This is a genomic window from Massilia violaceinigra (assembly GCF_002752675.1).
Lineage (GTDB): Bacteria > Pseudomonadota > Gammaproteobacteria > Burkholderiales > Burkholderiaceae_D > Telluria_A > Telluria_A violaceinigra.
In genome coordinates, this window is the sequence record NZ_CP024608.1 from 3,552,747 (window position 1) to 3,572,609 (window position 19,863).

At 55.6% G+C, this 19,863-nt stretch carries 10 protein-coding genes; 9 read left to right on the forward strand and 1 reads right to left on the reverse strand.

What is annotated here, in order from left to right; all coding sequences use genetic code 11:
- Positions 1 to 57: 57 nt before the first annotated feature.
- Positions 58 to 387 (reverse strand): hypothetical protein, encoded by a 330-nt coding sequence (locus tag CR152_RS33005; protein WP_157778529.1) that lies wholly within the window; start codon positions 385 to 387, stop codon positions 58 to 60.
- Positions 388 to 767: 380 nt separating this feature from the next.
- On the opposite strand from CR152_RS33005, the gene CR152_RS16010 reads away from it, so the two are divergent.
- From CR152_RS16010 to CR152_RS16035, 9 genes are all read left to right on the forward strand, one after another.
- Complete coding sequence (locus CR152_RS16010; RefSeq protein ID WP_307718580.1) at positions 768 to 2,810, forward strand: peptidase domain-containing ABC transporter; 2,043 nt, start codon at positions 768 to 770, stop codon at positions 2,808 to 2,810.
- A gap of 15 nt (positions 2,811 to 2,825) precedes the next feature.
- Positions 2,826 to 4,241, forward strand: a complete 1,416-nt coding sequence (locus CR152_RS16015; protein WP_229413420.1) for an HlyD family type I secretion periplasmic adaptor subunit — start codon at positions 2,826 to 2,828, stop codon at positions 4,239 to 4,241.
- A gap of 122 nt (positions 4,242 to 4,363) precedes the next feature.
- A complete protein-coding gene (locus CR152_RS33010) occupies positions 4,364 to 4,894 on the forward strand; it encodes a hypothetical protein (protein ID WP_157778530.1) in 531 nt (176 codons plus the stop codon).
- Positions 4,895 to 5,147: 253 nt separating this feature from the next.
- Positions 5,148 to 5,981 carry a hypothetical protein gene (locus CR152_RS33015; RefSeq protein ID WP_157778531.1) on the forward strand — a complete coding sequence of 278 codons (834 nt, stop codon included), beginning with the start codon at positions 5,148 to 5,150 and terminating at the stop codon, positions 5,979 to 5,981.
- Between the two features lie 260 nt (positions 5,982 to 6,241).
- On the forward strand, positions 6,242 to 6,469 hold the full coding sequence (locus CR152_RS33020; RefSeq protein WP_157778532.1) for a hypothetical protein: 228 nt from the start codon (positions 6,242 to 6,244) through the stop codon (positions 6,467 to 6,469).
- A gap of 155 nt (positions 6,470 to 6,624) precedes the next feature.
- Positions 6,625 to 6,960, forward strand: a complete 336-nt coding sequence (locus CR152_RS33025; protein ID WP_157778533.1) for a hypothetical protein — start codon at positions 6,625 to 6,627, stop codon at positions 6,958 to 6,960.
- Between the two features lie 262 nt (positions 6,961 to 7,222).
- Positions 7,223 to 8,038, forward strand: a complete 816-nt coding sequence (locus CR152_RS33030; RefSeq protein ID WP_157778534.1) for a hypothetical protein — start codon at positions 7,223 to 7,225, stop codon at positions 8,036 to 8,038.
- 15 nt (positions 8,039 to 8,053) lie between these two features.
- Positions 8,054 to 10,009 carry an alpha/beta hydrolase family protein gene (locus CR152_RS16025; protein WP_157778535.1) on the forward strand — a complete coding sequence of 652 codons (1,956 nt, stop codon included), beginning with the start codon at positions 8,054 to 8,056 and terminating at the stop codon, positions 10,007 to 10,009.
- 84 nt (positions 10,010 to 10,093) lie between these two features.
- Positions 10,094 to 19,825 carry a putative Ig domain-containing protein gene (locus tag CR152_RS16035; RefSeq protein WP_208640135.1) on the forward strand — a complete coding sequence of 3,244 codons (9,732 nt, stop codon included), beginning with the start codon at positions 10,094 to 10,096 and terminating at the stop codon, positions 19,823 to 19,825.
- Positions 19,826 to 19,863 lie beyond the last annotated feature (38 nt).

A 19,863-nucleotide genomic window follows, 5' to 3' on the forward strand; every position in this document is an offset into this window, starting at 1 on the left:
AGGCGGGTCGTGTTCGCTTCAGGTTCGCAAAATTTGGCAGAAGCCCCAATCGATTTTTTAGCCGCCGTATAGCCGCGCCGATAAAAAATCCACCTGAATCCGCGAGAATACGAGCTCGCGCAGATATTGGGCCATCATCGGCGTGTGTTTTTCCGTCGGGCCATTTTTGACGGCGGCAGCGTTGATCTCTGAAGGGGGGGGGTCATCGTTACTTTCAATCCGGTGCAGGCGCGGCGTTTTCTCGGCCGCGTCGTGAGGCCGCCATTTTACCGCCTCGGCGCGCGGACGAGGCAAAGCGATCGAACGGGCAGCGGATGAGCCGCGTCGCCATGACTGAGCGTCTTGCGGTGGAGATTGATCGGGCTTCGCCAAGGATTTCTGGGACATTCGTAATGGTATTGAAATTTAATACTTGTGGTTATGAAAACTCTACAGGTAAAAAATAATAATCTAAATATAAGGTTAAAGGTCTCGCACGGTGTTTACAATGCTACTTAGCAATTGTTAGTTGGTTTATGAAACGGATTGATTGTCATCAGTCGGTCTCCCGCGCCTTCCTCATCCGCCTTCCAGACGAGTCGTAGAGGGCGTCGTCCGGTTCTTCCACAGCAGGTTTTTGGTTCAATATGAAACACACCGGTATCACCAAAGCGTCTTTTTTCTGGGTTTTACAGGGCATATGCGCCCTTCACAGAAAACCATACTCTCCTGATATAGCCCAGCAACAATTGGCCGCACCGCACTCGATTGCGTCGCTTGCAACTGCCATGGTTTCATTCGGATTCACGGCCGGTGTAGCCTCGGTCAAGCCGGCAAAGCTGTACAGGGAGTCGTTTCCGCTGCTTGCGTTTTTACGCGATGGGAAGGAAACGGCTGGTGCGGGAGTTGACGCCATTTGCGCCGTCGCTCTCGTCCTCCAGGCCGACCGCGATAGTCTCCTTATCGTCGAGCCCGACGATGCCGCACCCCGCACCGTTCCCTTGGCCGAGTTTGGCGAGCGCTATCTGGGAAATGTCATGCGCGTGGAACCTGAAAACGTGGATGCCAGCGACCCCGACAGCGAGGAACTGGCGCGCCAGTCGCGCCGTTTCGGCTTTAGCTGGTTTGTCCCGGAATTGCTGAAACACAAAAAACTGTGGCAGGAAGTGTTGCTTGCCTCACTGGTGATCCAGTTGATCGCCCTTGCCACGCCGCTGTTCACTCAAGCGATCATTGACAAGGTGGTTGTCCATCACAGCCAGAGCACGCTGATCGTGATTGCCATCGGCATGGCCGTGTTCATGCTGTTTTCGGCGACGCTGTCGTGGATGCGCCAGTATCTGGTGCTGCATACCGGTAACCGGGTCGATGCCGCCCTGGGCGCCTCCGTATTCGGGCGCCTGTTCAAGCTGCCGCCGATGTATTTCCAGCACCGGCCCACCGGTGTCATCGCCGCGCGCCTGCAGGGCGTTGAAACGATCCGCGAATTCATTTCCAGCGCGGCCGTGACATTGGTGCTGGATCTGCCGTTCCTGCTGATCTTTGTGGCGATCATGTTTTACTACAGCGTCACCCTGACCCTGGTGGTGCTGGCGATTCTGGCAGTCATCGTTTTGCTGAGTATGATTGTGGCGCCGATTTTCCAGGACCGTTTGCAACAGCAATTCCTGCTGGGGGCGCGCAACCAGGCCTTCCTGACCGAGTACATCGGCGGGCTGGAAACGGTCAAGTCGCTGCAGATGGAACCGCAACTCGACGCACGCTACAGCAATTACCTGGGCAGCTATCTTGACGCCAGCCTGTCGACCAAGCAACTGGCGAATGGCTACAACACCTTGTCGAACCTGCTGGAGCAAGTGATGAGCCTTCTCATCCTCGGCGTTGGCGCGTATACCGTGATGAATAGCACCGATTTTACGATCGGCATGTTGATCGCGTTCCAGATGTTTTCCGGCCGCCTGTCGCAGCCGATGCTGCGCCTGGTTGGACTGTGGCAGCAATTTCAGCAGGCCAGCCTGTCGGTCGACCGGCTGGGCGATTTGATGAACGCGCCCGTGGAGCCGTATTCCCTGGTTCCCGCGCGCGCCAATACGCGCGCCGGCAAGATCGAGATCGACACGGTTGCCTTCAAATACGCCGAGCACTTGCCGCTGGTGTATCAAAACCTGTCGCTGACGGTGCAGCCAGGGCAGACCATCGGCATCATGGGCGCCTCCGGTTGCGGCAAGAGTACCTTGGCCAAGCTGCTGCAAGGGTTTTACCAGCCCAGCGCCGGGCGCATTCTGGTCGACGGCGTCGATATCCGCTACCTGTCGGCCAATGAACTGCGCAGCCACTTCGGGGTCGTGCCGCAGGAAACGGTGCTGTTCTCGGGAACGATTTTCGAAAACCTGCAGATGGCCAGCCCGGATGCCAGTTTCGAGCAGGTGACGGCGGCCTGCCAGATGGCGGAAATCCACAGCGCGATTGAAGCGCTGCCGAAAGGCTATCAGACCGAGATTGGTGAGAGGGGGGCGGGCCTGTCTGGCGGGCAGAAGCAACGCATTGCGATTGCGCGCGCCTTGCTCAAGCGGCCGAGCATTCTTGTGTTCGACGAAGCGACCAGTGCGCTCGACCAGCCGACCGCCGAACAATTCGCCCGCACCATCAACGCCCTGCGTGGCAAGGTGACGATGCTGTTTATTACGCACGGCCTGCCGAAGGGCTTGCAGCTGGACGCCGTCTACCGCCTTGGCCCGCAGGGAGCGCAGCGCATCACCCTGGCGCCGGTTGCCGCCTCGCTCGGCAACCCTGAACGCCCGCATGCCGAATCGCCCGTTACCGCCGCATAAACAGAGATGACTACCATGAGCCCGAATCAAACCTCCGCCGCTGCGGCGCCACCCCTGGCCGATCCTTCCGGGGCAACGGTTATTCCCCTGCGCCCACCCAAGCGTTGGCACGATCCCCTGAGCCGCATTGAGCGGCAGGACCCGAGCACGGCAGGCCGCATGGTGCTGCGTGCGGTGTCGGTACTGGTGCTGGTTCTGATCGTGTGGGCTGCCTTCGGCAAACTTGACATTATCGCCAGCGCCGACGGCAAGTTGGCGCCGCAGACCCTGGTGAAGATCGTGCAGCCATCCGAAGCGGGCGTGGTCAAGGAACTGCTGGTGCATGAAGGCGACGTGGTCAAGGCCGGACAGATCCTGGCGCGCCTGGATGCGACGCTCGCCAGTGCCGACAAGACTGGGGTCAGCAGTGACCTTGGTACCCAGCAGATGCAGGTGCGCCGCATCGAGGCTGAACTGTCAGGCAAACCGATGCTGGCGCGCACAGCGGACGATGCGCTGCTGTTCGCGCAGGTGGAGCGGCAGTATCAGGCGCGCCGTGGCGCGTTCAACGATAGCCTGGAGCAGGAGAAGGCGCTGCTGCAGAAATTGGAGTTTGAAAAGAAGAGTGCTGGCGAAACGCTGGCCAAGCTGGAGCAGACCTTGCCGACGTATCAGGCGGCCGCCAGGAGTTTGGCTGAGCTGTCGAAGGAGGGCTATGTGCCGGTGCGCCAGAGCGCCGACAAGGAGCGCGAGGCGATCGAAAAGGCTAAGGACCTCGATGCACAGCGCTCGACGGTCGAGGCGTTGAATTCGGCGATGATGGCCCAGCGTCAAAAACTCAGCCAGCTGCATAGCACGTACAAGAGCGAGCTGGAGCGCGAACTTGCGGATATTCGTGCCAAGGTCGGTCAATTGCAGCCCAGCCTGGACAAGACCAGCTATCGCGAAGGACAAATGGTGCTGCGCGCTCCGCAGGATGGCGTTATCAAGGACCTGGCGACGACCACGGCCGGCGCGGTGGTGCAACCCGGCGCTGTTGTGCTGACCCTGGTGCCGAAAGATGAGCTGCTGTTTGCCGATGTGAACATCAAGAACGAGGATGTGGGATTTGTCGCGGTGGGGCAGGGCGCCAAGGTGAAGCTGGCGGCGTATCCGTTTCAGCGGCATGGCATGTTGAGCGGGACGGTCATTCACATCAGCGCTGATGCCAGTGAACCGGCGCGGGCGGAAGCAGGCGGAGGCGGGCGTAATGGAGATGCGAGCGGTAGCGCAAGTTACAAGGCGCGTATCCGCCTGGATCAGCAAGCGCTGAAAGATCCGCAAGGCAAGCGCCTTCATATCACGCCGGGGATGCAGGTGGTGGTCGAGATAAATCAGGGCCAACGGACCGTGTTGGAGTATCTGCTGTCACCGGTGCAGAAAGCGGTTTCTGAAGCGGCGCGTGAGCGATGAGTGCTTGACAAGTTACTTCTTTTCCTCAGTCGGGACGTTCCCGCCGTTCGCTTCGGAGTTTGCAAAGGGATCACAGCGCAGCAATTTCAGTTTGAAATATTTTCTATTATCGGAGTAAGCATATGAAGCGCAGTGACGATAAATTTTTCGTGTCAAAAATAAAAAATCGATTGATCAGCACGCTGATTTTATCGTTGAGTTTGACATTGGCAGCGTGCCATTATTATCCAGTCGCGGCGGACGATTTTAGCGTTCTGGATAACGACGTCTTATCAGATCTGGTGCGAAATTCACACGGCAGTGGAAATCAAACCGGTGGAAGCTATGGCGTGAACGGACCAGGGCGGCTTGATAAATCGAAACTCGAGTTATTGGTCAAGAATCTATTCGCGGAGCAAGAGTTGATTAAAATTGAAACGACTTTTGTTACGAACGGTGGGGCATGCCTTACTGGTCAGGTGCAAAAAGAGCTACGATGCAATTTTATCAGGAAGTGGAGATTAAAAAATATTGGAGCGCCGTTTGATACATCCAATTGGTCCGATCCTGCGGCAAAAATTGATATTAGATTTATGTTTGATGATCATGGCAAAATGAGAAATTTAACTCTGGAAATTATTGATGCTAATCAATATAAAATAATTAGGGGGTAAAGGCGAATGAATCTAAGCTTGCGAGGCGGTCATTAAGTCTTGTATTCGGCGAGTCCCGTCAGGCATAATTTCTTGACTTTGGACGAACATCTGAATCATTCGTTGCAGAAAGAGACGTTCGAATTTCATGGTTTATCAACTAGGTGTACAAACTTAACTGCAGGGCTTGGGGCATGAAATCTGCTAGTAGCTATAAAGATTTTATATATTAGATGCGATTTCTTTCAAATAGGTAATTTTATAGGTAATTTAAATGAAAAATAGCACTTCAAAGGTTGTTTTTGTAAATCTGTTAATAACTATTTTTTTAACAGGCTGCGCAGCAGAGCATACTTTAAGGAATGATCGCTCGGATGTAGCTGCTGCTATGTTCAAGGAGCGATGCAAAATGGCCGGAGAATTTATTCATAGGACTGTCGAGAACGTAGACGGTGTCTATCTTCTCAAAGTGCGTCCTGAGAATATTAATTATTCTGAGCAATATCTACTTGACGACCCATATGGGCGAGATCACGGGGGCGACGCATATATTCGCAGCTTTCTTCGTGGTGCATATAATACTGGCGTTACGCCCCCGAAAGTTTTGCCGCGTGATTTTCCTCCCCATATTGCATACGAATTTGCTGATGTGATTGATCCATCAGACGGAAAGCGTTATCGCTATACTGGTCGGATTGAGGAGCCAGCACTGACGAAAAAGGGATATTTGCCAGGATATAAGATTTTTGTACACACTAAGACGTTGGTGAATAGCCCAGCGCCGCGTTACGGCGTTACGTATGATGATATATCTACTAAAAAAGACCGAGATTTTTGGATCGCCGGAAGTTCGTTAAAAGTTATTGATCTCGAAAAGAACGAAATTATCGCCGAACGTATTGGCTATTTCTTCGATTCTGCCCAGGGAAGTACGGCTGGTGGACGTTCCCCTTGGCTATGGGCAACTAGCAATGCATGTCCTAGTTTTGGCGCCTCGCCGGCTTTTGGCAATCAATCACATCAAACAGCAATTTTTGTCGAAAAAGCTCTTCAACCTGGTTTGCCGAAGAAATTGTTGAAAATTACAAATTTTAACAAATTATCTTAAATTAACGAAATTGGATTATAAAGAATCATAAATTTGATTTAGCTATTTATGAGGGGATATTTGTATCATGAAGAGAAGCTTCGGTTTAATCAGAGTTTCCATGATAATTATTGCGCTACTTCGAACTGGCTGCATTGAAAGTCAAAGAGTTGTTTTGCCTAAAGAGATAAACTTGGCGGAGACATCTGCTCGAACAGCTTCTAGAATGTTTGAGCTACATTGTTTAAAAGCTGGGGAGAAAATACATAGGAAAATTCGAAATGTTGAAGGCATACGGAAAGGTAATTGATTTGCATACAAATAAAGTGATAGCAGAAAGGATTGGTTACTTATTTGATACTGGACAAAGTTCAAAAATTGGTGGCCGGGTTCCATGGCTTTGGGCGGCAAATAATTCTTGTCCCAGTTTCGGGTCGGAACATGCTTTTACAGCCCAATTGGACCAAGCTGCGATTTTTGTTGAAAAAGTTCTTCGCCCCCGTCAATGAACGTGGAATTTTTCGCGGTGGAGCAGAGCGCGAAAGTAGTAGAGCCATTTCTTTAAAAATAGAAACTATACTGCTGACAACGAAGATATGCCGAAAGGCAATTCACGTACAGAGCGGATATTGCATTTATTGGGATGTAAAGTGACATGATTCGTATGAATAATTTAATGGAAATCGATATAAAAAATTATGCTTTAAGATTGATTGTCTCGCTGTTAATTCCCACGTTTTTCGCAGTTTGCGCTTCAGAGCAGTCTTTGAAGAAAGATCGATTGGATCCGGCAACTGTTAGATTTGAGGCGCGATGCAAAACGGCTGGAGAGTTTATCCATAGGACTGTAGAAAATGTAGAAGGAGTCTACCTTCTCAAAGTGCGTCCTGAAAAAATTAACCGCTCTGAACAATATACTTATGACGACCCCTGTGGGCGGGATCACGGGGGCGAGACCTATATTCCAGTTTTCTTCGCGGCGCATACACGACCGAAGTAACGCTTCCGAAAGTTCTTCCGCGGCGGACGCGCTCCTTGGTTGTGGGCAACTAGTAATGCCTGCCCTAGTTTTGGTGGCGCGTCGGCATTCGGGAGCCAACCAGATCAAGCAGCGGTATTTGTTGAAAAAGTTCTTCACCCAGGTTTGTCGAAGAATTTGTTGAAAATTACTAGTTTCAATAGGTTATTTTAAGTTAACGAATTGGGCATATAGAAAATCATAAATTTGATTTGGCTATTTTATTTAAGGGGGTATTTGTATTATGAAAAAAAGACTCGGTTTAATTAGACTTTCCATGATAGTTATTGCGCTACTTGGAACTGGTTGCGTTCAAAGCCAACGAGTTGTTGTACCTAAAGAGATAGACTTGGCGGAGACGTCTGCTCGAACGGCTTCTAGAATGTTTGAACTGCATTGTTTAAAAGCTGGGGAGAAAATACATAGAAAAATTCAAAATGTTGAAGGTGTACGGTTACTGAGATTGCGCGGCAATAAATTGAATCTTTCTGATCAGTATGCGCTTGACGACCCTTATGGCAGTGATCTGGTAGATAAAGGGTATATTGAAAGTTTTCTTCGCGATTTTTATATTGTCAATAGGATTAAGCCTGATGTGTCAGGACCAAATTCCCCGCCGCGCGTCGCCTATCATTTCGTAGAAGCGATTGACCCTGTGGATGGAAAGCTATATCGATATACGGGTGCAGTAGACGAACCATGGTTGAGGAACAAGGCTTATCTTAAAGGCCATAAACAATTTGTGTTGAATAGAATTTCAGTTCAGAGCCCGTCGGCACGTTATGGAGTCGTGTTTAATGATATATCCACCAAAGAAGACCGAGATTACTGGATTGCCGGAAGTTCACTGCAGATAATAGATATTAAGACGAATGAGATTCTTGCTGAACGCATTGGATACATGTACGACCCCGGCCAAGGGAATACTATGGGCGGGCGGGCTCCATGGATTGTCGCAGCTAATCATTCTTGTCCGAGTTTTGGAACCCGAGGTGCGTCATCCTCCCAAGCGATGCAAACTGAAGCGTTTGTCGAAAAAGTATTGATACCATTAAATTAATTGGAAAGTCGGGATATGAAATTGCGTGTAGATGAAATACTTAAGTATAGTAGTGCGCAGATGGCAGCAGAAGCTTTTCTAATAAACAGCGCAAATGAAAATTTGTTTACAGGATCGCCATTGGTTGACGCACTTAAACGCGGGAATGATCATAATAGTCGTTTTTCTGCTACTCAAGCCGTTGACTTTGAAAAGCATTGGAAAGTTAAGGCGCATATACAAAACTCGTCCACAGGATTTTCAGGGACCCTTGTTGAATGTTATCTTGATGATCCAGCTACTGGTGCTAAAGCAGGCGAATTGATTCTATCTTTTCGCAGCACTGAATTCGTTGACGATGCGGTCCGCGATAACTTGGCTACCAACACCCTGGAAATTAAGAATACCGGATGGGCTTGGGGTCAAATCAATGACATGGAAAATTGGTACTCGAAACTGGTAGCCGACGGTAAGCTCTCCGGGGGCTTTGGAGTCACGGGTTACAGCCTGGGCGGGCACCTTGCTACTGCTTTTAACCTGTTACATCCTGGAGTGGCGAAGGAAGTCGTGACATTCAACGGCGCTGGTGTTGGCCAAGTGAGAACGGGTGACCTCACTTCCGCGATGAAGCTCTTTAGTGAAATGCGCAGCAATCCGGCTTTGATCGACGACCGCTTAAAGTCGTCAGGCGCGGCGGTTTTATATCGGACTGTTAAAAAAAATTTGGCCAATGGCACGTGGAAGGTCGAGGATGCGCTGAAGAATGCGGAGAGCGCCCGGAGCCTGGAGCTGTTGATGAACCCCGACAGTGGCGGTGCTGAAACGGCGTTGGCCAAGGATTACGCCGAAATTATTATTGCGTTAAAAGACATAAAAGAGATGAAGTCCGCGGCAGAGCGCATTTCTAAATTAACCTCGGGAGTGAACGGTCCTAATGGGAAGCCTATTGGCCCTGTACCAGTCCCCGAGGAGAAAATTGAGGCTGAAACGCTGGATTATCGTTTAGCGGTGCAGTTTTCATCGAAAAACAGCAAGTCGATGTGGCTCATCGGCGGGCTAATCCAGGCTTATAATGGGAAGGCGTATATTTCTGCTGCCGGCGCAAGCCCGCAGTTCGACGTGGTGGCTGATACCAGCCCGTCCGCTGTCTCAAACAGCCAATGGCACCTTGGCAAGAACGTCCCGGTTTTCATCGAGGATCAACCTCTGTTTAGGGGCGGCGTGGTTAAATCAGTTGTGGCCGCCTCGCTTGATTATATGAGCATAGAGCTGCTTGTTAATAACTACGCTTTTGCCGATTTTGGTGACACTCACAGTCTTGTGTTATTGGTCGACTCGTTGAGTGTTCAGACAACTTTACTTCGACTTGCTGCTGCGTCCGAAAAAGAGCCAGCGGCAGCCATGATCAAAAGTATATTAGTTGCCTCTTCAAACCTGATTAAAAAGGATGGTGACTATGCTGGCAGCGGCCAAGGGTTGGCTGAAGGCGATGTTCTTGAAAACGTGGTTAACGGACTCGCAGCGATGTTCCTTGGGCCGGAGAAGTCGCGTGAACTTGTTGCAAGTCCAGACGGAAATACTTGGGCAAACCTGACGTTTGATAAAAAAAACGAAGCCGGATACACTGGGCGCGACCGATTCTATGAGGTGCTTTACGCCGTTACAGAAAGCGCGGCGTACAAAAAACTCGTCGATAGCATGCATATTTCCAAGGCAGAGACCTCGTATGCAGATGCTAAAACCGACTTCGGCGCATTACTGAGCATTGTCTATCTGGCGCCGTTCGCGCTGAGCGTCGGCGTGGACCATGCCTTGGCCGAGTTGCAAAAAGTCAGCCCGGCACTCGCGGAAAAGTGGAATAAGGATCTTCAACTGCTGACCAAAGACCGTCTGCATGGCGACGCCAATTTCAGTGATGAATACTTGTCATCGCGTGCGTTGTTGGCGGAAATGAAGCAGTATTATAATAATAAGAATGTTCGTTATGATTAGACCATCGGAAATTCTGATTTAGACGCTACAACTGCAGGGCAGTATGACTCCCTGAACGTGATCTGGTCAGACCGCTCAAGCAAGTTGACGGTCAAACGCAGTAATGCGAATAGTGCGACCAAATATGTGGTCTACGGGACGGACAACTCCGACGGCGACATCGTTGGCGGGGAGCAAAACGACAGCCTGTTCGGCGGCGGCGGTGCCGACGTCGTCAACGGCGGTGCGGGTGACGACCATCTCGAAGGAAATGACGGCGCGGACGCCGTCACCGGCGGTGCCGGCAAAGACAAGCTGCTGGGCGGCAGCGGTGACGATAAACTCGACGGTGGCGTCGGCAACGACCTGTTAAACGCTGGCGAAGGTAACGATACCTACGTCTTCAGCGGCGACTACGGCAATGACACCATCTACGATCTCGGCGGCATGGGCCATGTGCAGATCGATGGCGTCACCATCGGTAAAGGCACCGGCAATGGCAAGCGCGACCAGTGGCGCTTCGACATGGGCGGCGGCGCATCGGCCACCCTGGCGTTACTGGACGACCCGGAAAGCAGCACAGGCAAGAAGCTGGTCATCGCCAAGGGCGATGATGGCAAGAACAGCGTTACCATCGGCAATTTCGATCTCGCCAGGGCGCAGGCCGGCGGCTATCTGGGCATTCAGCTCGATGGCACGGTCAAGGCAGCCATCAAGGTCGGCGGCGGCGACAACCTCTGGCACCAGCCCGGATTCGATCCGAACAGCTTGGCCGGCGCCAGCGTCGATGTGGTGGAAGGCACCGGGCGCACCTTCACCGTCTACCTGAACCACGCGGCCAAGGCAGGGCAGAGCGTCACCTTGAATATCGGTGGCACGGGTGGAACCTTGAAAGCCATTCTCGGCGACATTACGGTTCCCGCCAGCGGTGCGGTCATCCCCCTGGTGGAAGGGCAAACGCAGGTTTCGTTTGCACTGGTCCAGGATGGGCCGTTGAGCGCCAGCGCCAGCGCGACTGTGATGGCGACAGTGTCCGGCAAGGACGGTGCTGCCACGACGAATACCTTCACCCTCGCCTTGAAAGACGTTGGCGAAATCATGCTTCTCTACAAAGGCGATCAAAGCCCGGCGCTGAGCAGTCCGGAGGCGCGGTATAACTGGGCGACGTCCCAATGGCAGGCCGACGGCACGCTGACCAATGCGGTCGCCCAGGCAAATTTTTTCGATGTAATTTACGGCAGCATCGTGAACGACAAACTATTCGGCTTTGGCGGTAACGACGCGCTTAGCGGTGACATGGGGGCCGACTACATCGATGGGGGCGATGGGGAGGACATGATCGGTGGCGGCGAGGGTAGTGACTACATTCTGGGAGGGAAAGGAAACGACTACATATATAGCTCATCAATCTTGAGCGTGCCTGAAAGGAGGGATGCGAAAGACAGCTACACGCCCCGTGCGGGTGAGCAACTCCTGACCACCGGCGCCAATTGGGGCGTCACGCTTAAGCCGATGGCGGAAGGGGGAAATAGTCTCATGACGTATGGCGCCAACCCGCCTTACGGCGACGATCCGGATTACATCGACGGTGGCGAGGGTAACGACAACCTCAATGGTGGCAATGGCGCGGATCATATTCTTGGCGGCGAGGGTGTCGACGGCATTTGTGGCCTTGGCGGCGATGACGTGCTCGAAGGTAATGACGGCGACGACGACATTGAGGGAGATGGTAATACCTCGCCGGATAATTACAACTTTGCGCCCGCAGCCCTGCATGGTAACGATTTCATCGATGGCGGGGCCGGTAAAGACAGGTTGGAGGGCGATGGCGGGTCTGATGTTCTTTTTGGCGGCGCGGAAAACGATAGCTTGGTGGGGGACTCAGGCGGAAAAACCCATGACAAGGACAACGACAATCTTGAATATCACGGTGAAGACTACCTCGACGGCGAGGATGGCGACGACTATCTCGAAGGCGGTGGCAAGAACGACACGCTGTACGGTGGCTCTGGCGCTGACAATTTAATGGGAGATACCAGCGCCGACAACCTCACCTCACCTGCGGACAACCCCCTGATGTGGGGCGACGACTATCTTGACGGTGAGGAAGGTAATGATTACCTGACCGGTGGCGGGGGCGATGACGCCTTGTTCGGCGGCATTGGCAACGATAACCTGTATGGCGACTCTTATGGCGCCACCTCCGCTGCGAGCCACGTCAAGGTCGAGTTCCAAGGTAGCGACTACCTTGACGGCGAGGATGGCGACGACTATGTGATTGGCGGTGCAAGGAACGATACTTTGTATGGTGGCTCAGGCAACGACAACCTGATCGGCGATATTCTCGCCGCTGACGTGGGAGGTGGCGAAGGCACGGTCGTATGGGGAAATGATTATCTCGTCGGCGAAGATGGCGACGACTATGGCCAAGGCGGCGGCGGGGATGACACGCTAAGCGGCGGCATTGGCAAAGACGTTCTGTTCGGTGACGAGCGAAGCGCGCTTCTCGAAGGCGGCTTTCAGGGCGACGACATGATCGACGGTGGCGAAGGCGACGATCAGCTGATCGGTGGCGGCGGCAAGGATAATCTGATCGGCGGCGCCGGCGACGACTTTTTGCTCGGCGATGATGATGCCGCCACCTTGGCGGTCGAGTTCAATGGCAATGATTTCCTTGACGGCGGCGACGGTAACGATCGGCTCGGCGGCGGCGGTGGCGACGATGTGCTACAGGGCGGCGCTGGAAATGACGTGCTCGATGGCGGTAGCGGTGCCGACGTGCTCGACGGCGGCGACGGTGACGATGTGTACAACGTCGACAATGAGGGCGATATCATCCGCGAAACCGCACCGTCGGCAACAGGAGCTGCTGGCAAACAATCGTCATCGGGAAGCGGCCTTGATCACATCGGCGGCACATTGATGATGGCGAGCAGCCCGTCTGCGGCAGTTGTGGCCGGTACGAGTGTCGACAATGTTAATAGCAGCGTCAGCTACCAGCTTGGCGACAATCTCGAAAACTTGACGTTGACGGGCGACGGTGCCATTGATGGCACTGGAAATGAACTTGCCAATGCCATTTACGGCAATGATAAAGACAACCAGCTTGATGGCGGCACCGGGGTCGACTTCCTGAGTGCCGGTGGCGGTGCGGATCAACTTACCGGGGGCATGGGTGATGATGTGCTCGAGGGTGGTGCCGGCAACGATGTCTATCTGTTTAAGCGTGGCGACGGTAGAGACACCATCGACAATGTCGATCTGCTGCGCAATACCGGCAATCTGGCGATCCCCCAGGCAGTGGACGTCCTGCGTTTTAGTGCAGACATTACGGACACGGATATCATCGTTTCCCGTAACGGGGATCATCTGGCCTTGATGATCAAGGGCAGTAATGAGCAAGTCTTCCTAAACAATTATTTCGCTGCCGATACGGTGGCGGGAACAATCGTGTCCGACAGCAAGGTCGACCGCGTCGAGTTCGCGAACGGCGTGGTCTGGACCCCGGAGAAAATCGCGGCAATGGTTCATCGGCAGGAAAATAATCAATCTCCGGTTGCCGGACCTGGCGTGCCGCTTCTGAAAGCGCGTGCGGGCGATTCGTTCAGCTACGTCCTCGCTTCGGCGAACCTGACCGATCCGGATGCGGACGACACGCTACACTATAGCGTCACATTGGTGGGCGGCGCGGCAGCGCCTGCATGGGTCAAATTCGATGCCGCTACTCGTACGCTGTCTGGCACACCAGATGACGCCAGCGTCGGACAGTTGGTGCTGGTCGTGCTGGCGACCGACAATTATGGCGCCGGTACCGGGATCGGCATTGCCGTGGACATCGGTGCGGCCAACCGCAAGCCGGTATTGAGTGCGGCCCCGGCCGATGCAAAGGCATCACGCGGTACGCCGTTCAGCTACACGGTGCCTGCCGCCTTGTTTGCCGACCCCGACAAGGATGCGCTGACCTACAGTGTGACCTCGGACAAGGGCGCCAGCCTGCCATCCTGGCTGAACTTTAATGCCAAAACGGGTGTACTGAGCGGTACCCCGAGTGCACTCGATCACCTCGTGCTGGCCATCACGGCCACCGATGCGCACGGCCTGAGCGCGCAAACGCTCATGAAACTCGATGTTGAAAACCGCGTGCCAACGTTCGGTTCCTGGTCTCAGGTGCCAGGAGGGGCGGCGAACGATCCGTGGAAATTTACCGTGCCCCAAGGGAGTTTTACGGATGGGGATGTGGGCGACGTGCTGACATATACGGCCACCGCGGCCGATGGCAGCGCGTTGCCGGCGTGGCTGAAGTTTGACACGGCCACCCGCACGTTTTCCGGCACGCCGCCAGCGGCGGGCAAGTATGAGGTGCTGGTCAAGGCAAGTGACGTCAACGGCGGAGTTGGTTCTGCCTTACTCCCGATCACGATCGACCTTAACCAGGTGGTCACCGGCACGGAGGCAGCCGATGCGAAAGAGGGCGGCTGGGGCCACGATACCCTCAAGGGTCTCGGCGGCAACGACACGCTGCTTGGTTCCTTCGGCAACGACCGTTTGGACGGCTGTGCCGGTAACGATGTCCTCAAGGGCGGTGGCGGTGCCGACACCTATGTCTTCGGCAAAGGCTACGGCAACGACACCATCGACAACCAGGACCTGCCGTCGCAAGCAGGGATCGACACCATCGAGTTCCTGCCGGGCGTTGCGGTGGGCGACGTCAAGCCGACGCGCTTCGACAACGACCTGATACTGAGTCTGCCGGCAACAGGCGACAGCTTGCGCGTGTTGAACTATTTCAAGGCCGACGAACTCGCGCTGTCCCAGGTCGAGTCCATCAAATTTGCCGACGGCACAACCTGGACCTTGGCCCAGATCCTGCCATTCTTGCTGGTTGGCTCTGCCGGTAACGACAAGCTGTACGGCACGGATGGAAATGACCTGCTCGACGGCGGCGCCGGCAACGACCGGCTCGATGCCGGCGCCGGCAACGATACGCTCGCAGGCGGGACCGGCAGCGATGACCTCATCGGCGGCGCCGGTGCGGACACCTACCGCTTCAACAAGGGCGACGGTAAAGATACGATTGCGGACGCCAGCCCGGCCGTCACGACACCGGATGTGGACCGGCTCGAATTCGGCGCCGGTCTCGCCCCAGCCGATGTCGAGGCCGTACGCGACGGTCCCACCTTGCGCCTCAATTTCGGCAACAGCGGTGACGGGGTCACCCTCTGGAGCTATTTCAGCGTCAGGACCGACCTGAATCTGGTGGTCGAGCAGATCGCCTTTGCCGATGGCACCTTGTGGACTCCGTCCCTGGTCCAGCAGGCGGTGTTCAGAGGCACTGACCTCGACGACAAGATCGATGGCTCCGCGGGCAACGATGTCATCAGCGGCCGCAAAGGGCAAGACAGCTTGCTTGGCATGCAGGGTAATGACACCCTGTCCGGTGGAGCCGGCAACGACGCGCTCGACGGCGGAGCCGGCGACGACCTGCTCGAGGGCGGGAAGGGACGCGACCGGATGGTAGGCGGTGCGGGCAACGACGTCTTTGTGTTCGGCCACGGCGATGGTCCGGATGTGATCGTCAGTAGCGACACGGCGGCCGGCAAAGTCGATACCATCCGCCTCGCTGACAGCGTGCTGGCCAGCGATGTGCTGGTGGAGCGCTGGAAAAACACGCTGGTGCTGACGATCCGCAGCTCCAAGGATACCTTGCTTGTCGAAGACTATTTCTTGGAAACGAACGGGGTGCGCACTGGCAAGATCGAGCAGGTGACGTTTGCCGAGGGTATCAGCTGGAGTACGGCGGCCATCGATCAGATGGCGGTTCCCCACACAAACACAAAACCGTTTATCTCGGACATGCCATTCGATATGAATGGCAACGTCAACAGTACATTCAGCGTGGAGTTGCCTACGAATCGGATCGTCGATCCCGATTATTATGACGTGCTGTCCTTCGCGATAGGCACCTTGCCTGGCTACCCTGCGGTACCTGCATGGCTGAAATTCGATCCCCTGACCATGAAGTTGTGGGGCACCCCAGGTGCGGGGGACCAGGGGACGGCGGCGTTCTACCTGTTCGGCACGGATCTGTATGGTGCGACGACCGCGCGCGAATTCAAGATCGACATCGGCCCTGTGAGCATCGCTCCCGAGCTCGCGATGGCGATACCGGATCACGTCACGTCGCGAGGGACCCCAATCCAGTTCAGCCTGGGCGACGTGTTTTCGGACAAGGACAAAGGCGATGTGGTCGCGTACAGCGCCACCCTCAGTAGCGGCGGCGTCCTGCCGACATGGCTGAGCTTCGATCCGGTCACGCGTCAGTTCAGTGGCTTGCCCAATGTTGCGGGGACGGTGAGCGTCAAAGTCACCGGAACAGATCTGGGCGGCAAAACGGCATCGGATGTGTTCGATATTGTCATCAGCGCCAACAATACCGTGACTGGCACTGCCGGCAACGATACCTTGAAGGGCGGGGCTGGCAACGACCTGATCAAGGGACTCGGCGGCAACGATGAATTCGAAAGCGGACCCGGACGCGATACGATCGAAGGCGGCACTGGCGACGACACGTATGTCATCAATGACGGCGACGATACCGTGATCGAAAACGTCAACGAGGGTATCGATACGGTGCGTACAGCGCTGCCGGCCTACACGCTGCCGGCCAATGTCGACAACCTCGTGTTCAGCGGTGAGGGAAGCGGGGCCGTGCTCACTGGTAATAACCTCAATAATCATATCAGCGCGGGGCAGGGTGACCAGACGCTCGATGGCGGCATGGGCGCCGACACCATGTCCGGTGGTGCCGGCAATGACGCTTACCTGGTCGACAGCGCGCTCGACGTCGTCGTTGAACTGCCTGGCGGCGGGCACGACAGAGTCACTTCCAGCGCGAGCGTTACGTTGGCCGCCAACGTGGAATCGTTGGAATTGCTGGGAACGGCAAACATTGACGCCACTGGTAGTGCAACAGACAACACACTCGAGGGAAATGAGGGCAATAACCGCCTCGACGGCGGCGGCGGCAACGATTATTTCTACGGCCGCGCCGGCGACGATACCTACGTCATCGACAGCATCGACGACCTGGTTTTCGAGGATAGCGGTAACGATACGGTCGAAACGAGTATCAGCTCCCAATACGTTCTGTACGACGGCATCGAGAACCTGACGCTGACCGGCGCCGCCCTCTCGCGTTTCGGCAACGCGCTGGACAATGTCATCAAGGGCAATGCGCTGAAAAACACCCTGTCCGGCCTTGCAGGCAACGATCAGCTGCTTGGCGCTGCCGGCGACGATACCCTGTCCGGCGGCGCGGGCAACGATGTTTATGTCGTCGAACGTGGCGATGGCAAGGATACGATCATCAACGACGATGTGCTCGGTGCCGTCGATACGCTGCGCTTCGGCAAAGACATCGCCGAAACCGACGTCATTGCGCAACGCAGTGGCGACAATCTGCTTCTGCTCATCAAGGGCACCACGGATCAAGTGACCTTCTCCAAGTACTTCATCGCCGACGTGACCAAGGATGGCGCGATCGTTAACAACAAGATCGAGCGCGTCGAGTTCGTCAGCGGTGCCGTATGGGATCAGGCCAAGATACAGAGCCTGGTGGATATCTCCACCGCCAACAAGGTGCCTGTGCGCGGCCCGGTCACCGTGGCGCCGTTCAAGGCGGAGGTGGGCAAGCTGCTCACCTTCACCCTCGCAGCCAATACCCTGGTCGATCCTGATCCCCTCGATACCTTCGCCTACAGCGCATCGTTGACCAATGACGTGCCATTGCCGGCATGGCTGAAGTTCGATGCAGCCTCGCGTACCTTCACCGGCACGCCCACCGCCACCGACGTGGGATCGGTTCCCGTCAAGCTGTGGGGAACGGACAACCATGGCGGCCGGGGGGACATCGACCTCCCGCTCGTTGTCAGCCCGGCGAACCGCACGCCGGTCCTGGCGGCTGCGCTTACCGACCAGGCCAATGCATTGGGCACCGCATTCAATTACGTGGTGCCGGCTGGCGCGTTCACCGATCCGGATGCGGGAACGGTACTCAGCTACAGCTCCACGATGGCCGATGGCACGCCCTTGCCTGGCTGGTTGTCGTTCAACGCCACTACCCGCGCATTTGGCGGCACCCCGCCGGCTGCCGGAACGTTCAGCGTGAAAGTGACTGCCCGGGATACCGGCAATCTGAGCGCCAGCGATGTCTTCGATCTCGTCGTCAGTGTCAAGAACCTGACATTGACGGGGACTGCCGCTGCCGATCAGCTCAACGGTGGTGCAGGTAACGATATCCTCAATGGCCTGGACGGCAACGACAAGCTCAATGGCGGTGCCGGCAACGATACCATGGACGGTGGCCTCGGTGCCGACACCATGACCGGCGGCGTTGGCGACGATGTGTATGTGTTCGATCAGGCATCGGACCTGGCAGTGGAAGCTGCGGACGAAGGCAACGATACGCTCAAGTCGGGCGTGAGCGCTGTCCTGGGCAACAACATCGAGGCGCTGACCCTGACCGGCACGGCTGCGATCAACGCCACCGGCAACGCCTTGAACAATGTCCTGACCGGTAACTCGGGCGACAACACGCTCGACGGTGGTAGCGGGGCCGATGTCCTCAATGGCGGCTCCGGCAGCGATCTCTACATTGTGGACAATGCCGGCGATATCGTGAACGAAGGCAACTATGTCGGCGTCGACACCGTGCAGACGGGCTTGAGTTACGACTTGGGCGCCTACCTCGACAATCTGACCCTGACCGGTAGCCTGGCGGTCGATGGCAAGGGCAATGCCGGTAACAACGTGCTCAAGGGAAATGCCAACAACAACGTGCTCGATGGCGGCGCCGGCTTGGATGCATTCAGCGGCGGGGCAGGTAACGACACCTATGTCGTCGACAATGCCGGCGATACCGTGGTCGAGCTGGCTAACGAAGGCATCGATACCGTCAAATCCGGCGTGAGCAGCACATTGAGCGCGAACATCGAAGCGCTGTTCCTGACAGGCACGAACGGGATAGGCGGCACCGGTAATGCGATCAACAACCTGCTGGTCGGCAATGGCGCCAACAATGCCCTGAACGGCGACGCGGGCACCGACCTGCTTCAGGGCGGCGCTGGCATCGATACCCTCACGGATACCTTGGGCAATAATCTGCTCGATGGTGGCGCAGGCGTCGACATGCTCACCGGTGGTGTTGGCAAGGAGATGTTCATCGGCGGTACCGGCAACGACGTGATCGTCACTGGCAACGGGGCCGACATCATCGCCTTCAACCGCGGTGACGGGCAGGATGTGGTGCATGCCAGCGCCGGCAAGGACGATACCGTCTCATTGGGCAAGGGCGTGCTGTACGCGGATTTGCTGTTCAAGAAAACCGCGAACGACCTGGTGCTGGTGACCGGCGCGGCCGAACAGATCACCTTCAAGGACTGGTACGCGGCGCCCGCCAATCGCAGCGTTGCCAATCTGCAGGTGGTCATCGAAGGCGGCAGTGACTACAACGCTGCGTCGGCTAACAAGCTGAACAACAAGAAAGTAGAGCAGTTCAACTTCGACGGTCTGGTTGGGGCTTTTGATGCTGCCCGGACTGCGAATCCGGCATTGACGAGTTGGGCACTGTCGTCCTCCTTGCTCAATTTTTACCTGAGCGGCAGCGACACGGCGGCGATGGGCGGCGACCTTGCCTATCAATACGCCAGGAACGGCACCTTGTCGTCGATGTCGCTGGTGCCCGCCGGTGCTCTGTTGTCGAGTCCGGCGTTCGGTGTCACTGCGCAGCCCTTGCAGGCGGGTTCGGCATTACGCGACCTGTCGCCGCAGCTTGTGTAATTAACGGATCAGGAGCGGGTTGAATACCGCTCTGTCAT

Excerpts from the sequence above, each read along its gene's own strand:
- CR152_RS33020 (WP_157778532.1), top strand. The coding sequence starts at position 6,242 with ATGTTGAAGGCATACGGAAAGGTAATTGATTTGCATACAAATAAAGTG.
- CR152_RS16010 (WP_307718580.1), top strand. The coding sequence starts at position 768 with ATGGTTTCATTCGGATTCACGGCCGGTGTAGCCTCGGTCAAGCCGGCA.
- CR152_RS16025 (WP_157778535.1), top strand. The coding sequence starts at position 8,054 with ATGAAATTGCGTGTAGATGAAATACTTAAGTATAGTAGTGCGCAGATG.
- CR152_RS16015 (WP_229413420.1), top strand. The coding sequence starts at position 2,826 with ATGAGCCCGAATCAAACCTCCGCCGCTGCGGCGCCACCCCTGGCCGAT.
- CR152_RS33005 (WP_157778529.1), bottom strand. The coding sequence starts at position 387 with ATGTCCCAGAAATCCTTGGCGAAGCCCGATCAATCTCCACCGCAAGAC.
- CR152_RS33030 (WP_157778534.1), top strand. The coding sequence starts at position 7,223 with ATGAAAAAAAGACTCGGTTTAATTAGACTTTCCATGATAGTTATTGCG.
- CR152_RS33015 (WP_157778531.1), top strand. The coding sequence starts at position 5,148 with ATGAAAAATAGCACTTCAAAGGTTGTTTTTGTAAATCTGTTAATAACT.
- CR152_RS33010 (WP_157778530.1), top strand. The coding sequence starts at position 4,364 with ATGAAGCGCAGTGACGATAAATTTTTCGTGTCAAAAATAAAAAATCGA.
- CR152_RS33025 (WP_157778533.1), top strand. The coding sequence starts at position 6,625 with ATGAATAATTTAATGGAAATCGATATAAAAAATTATGCTTTAAGATTG.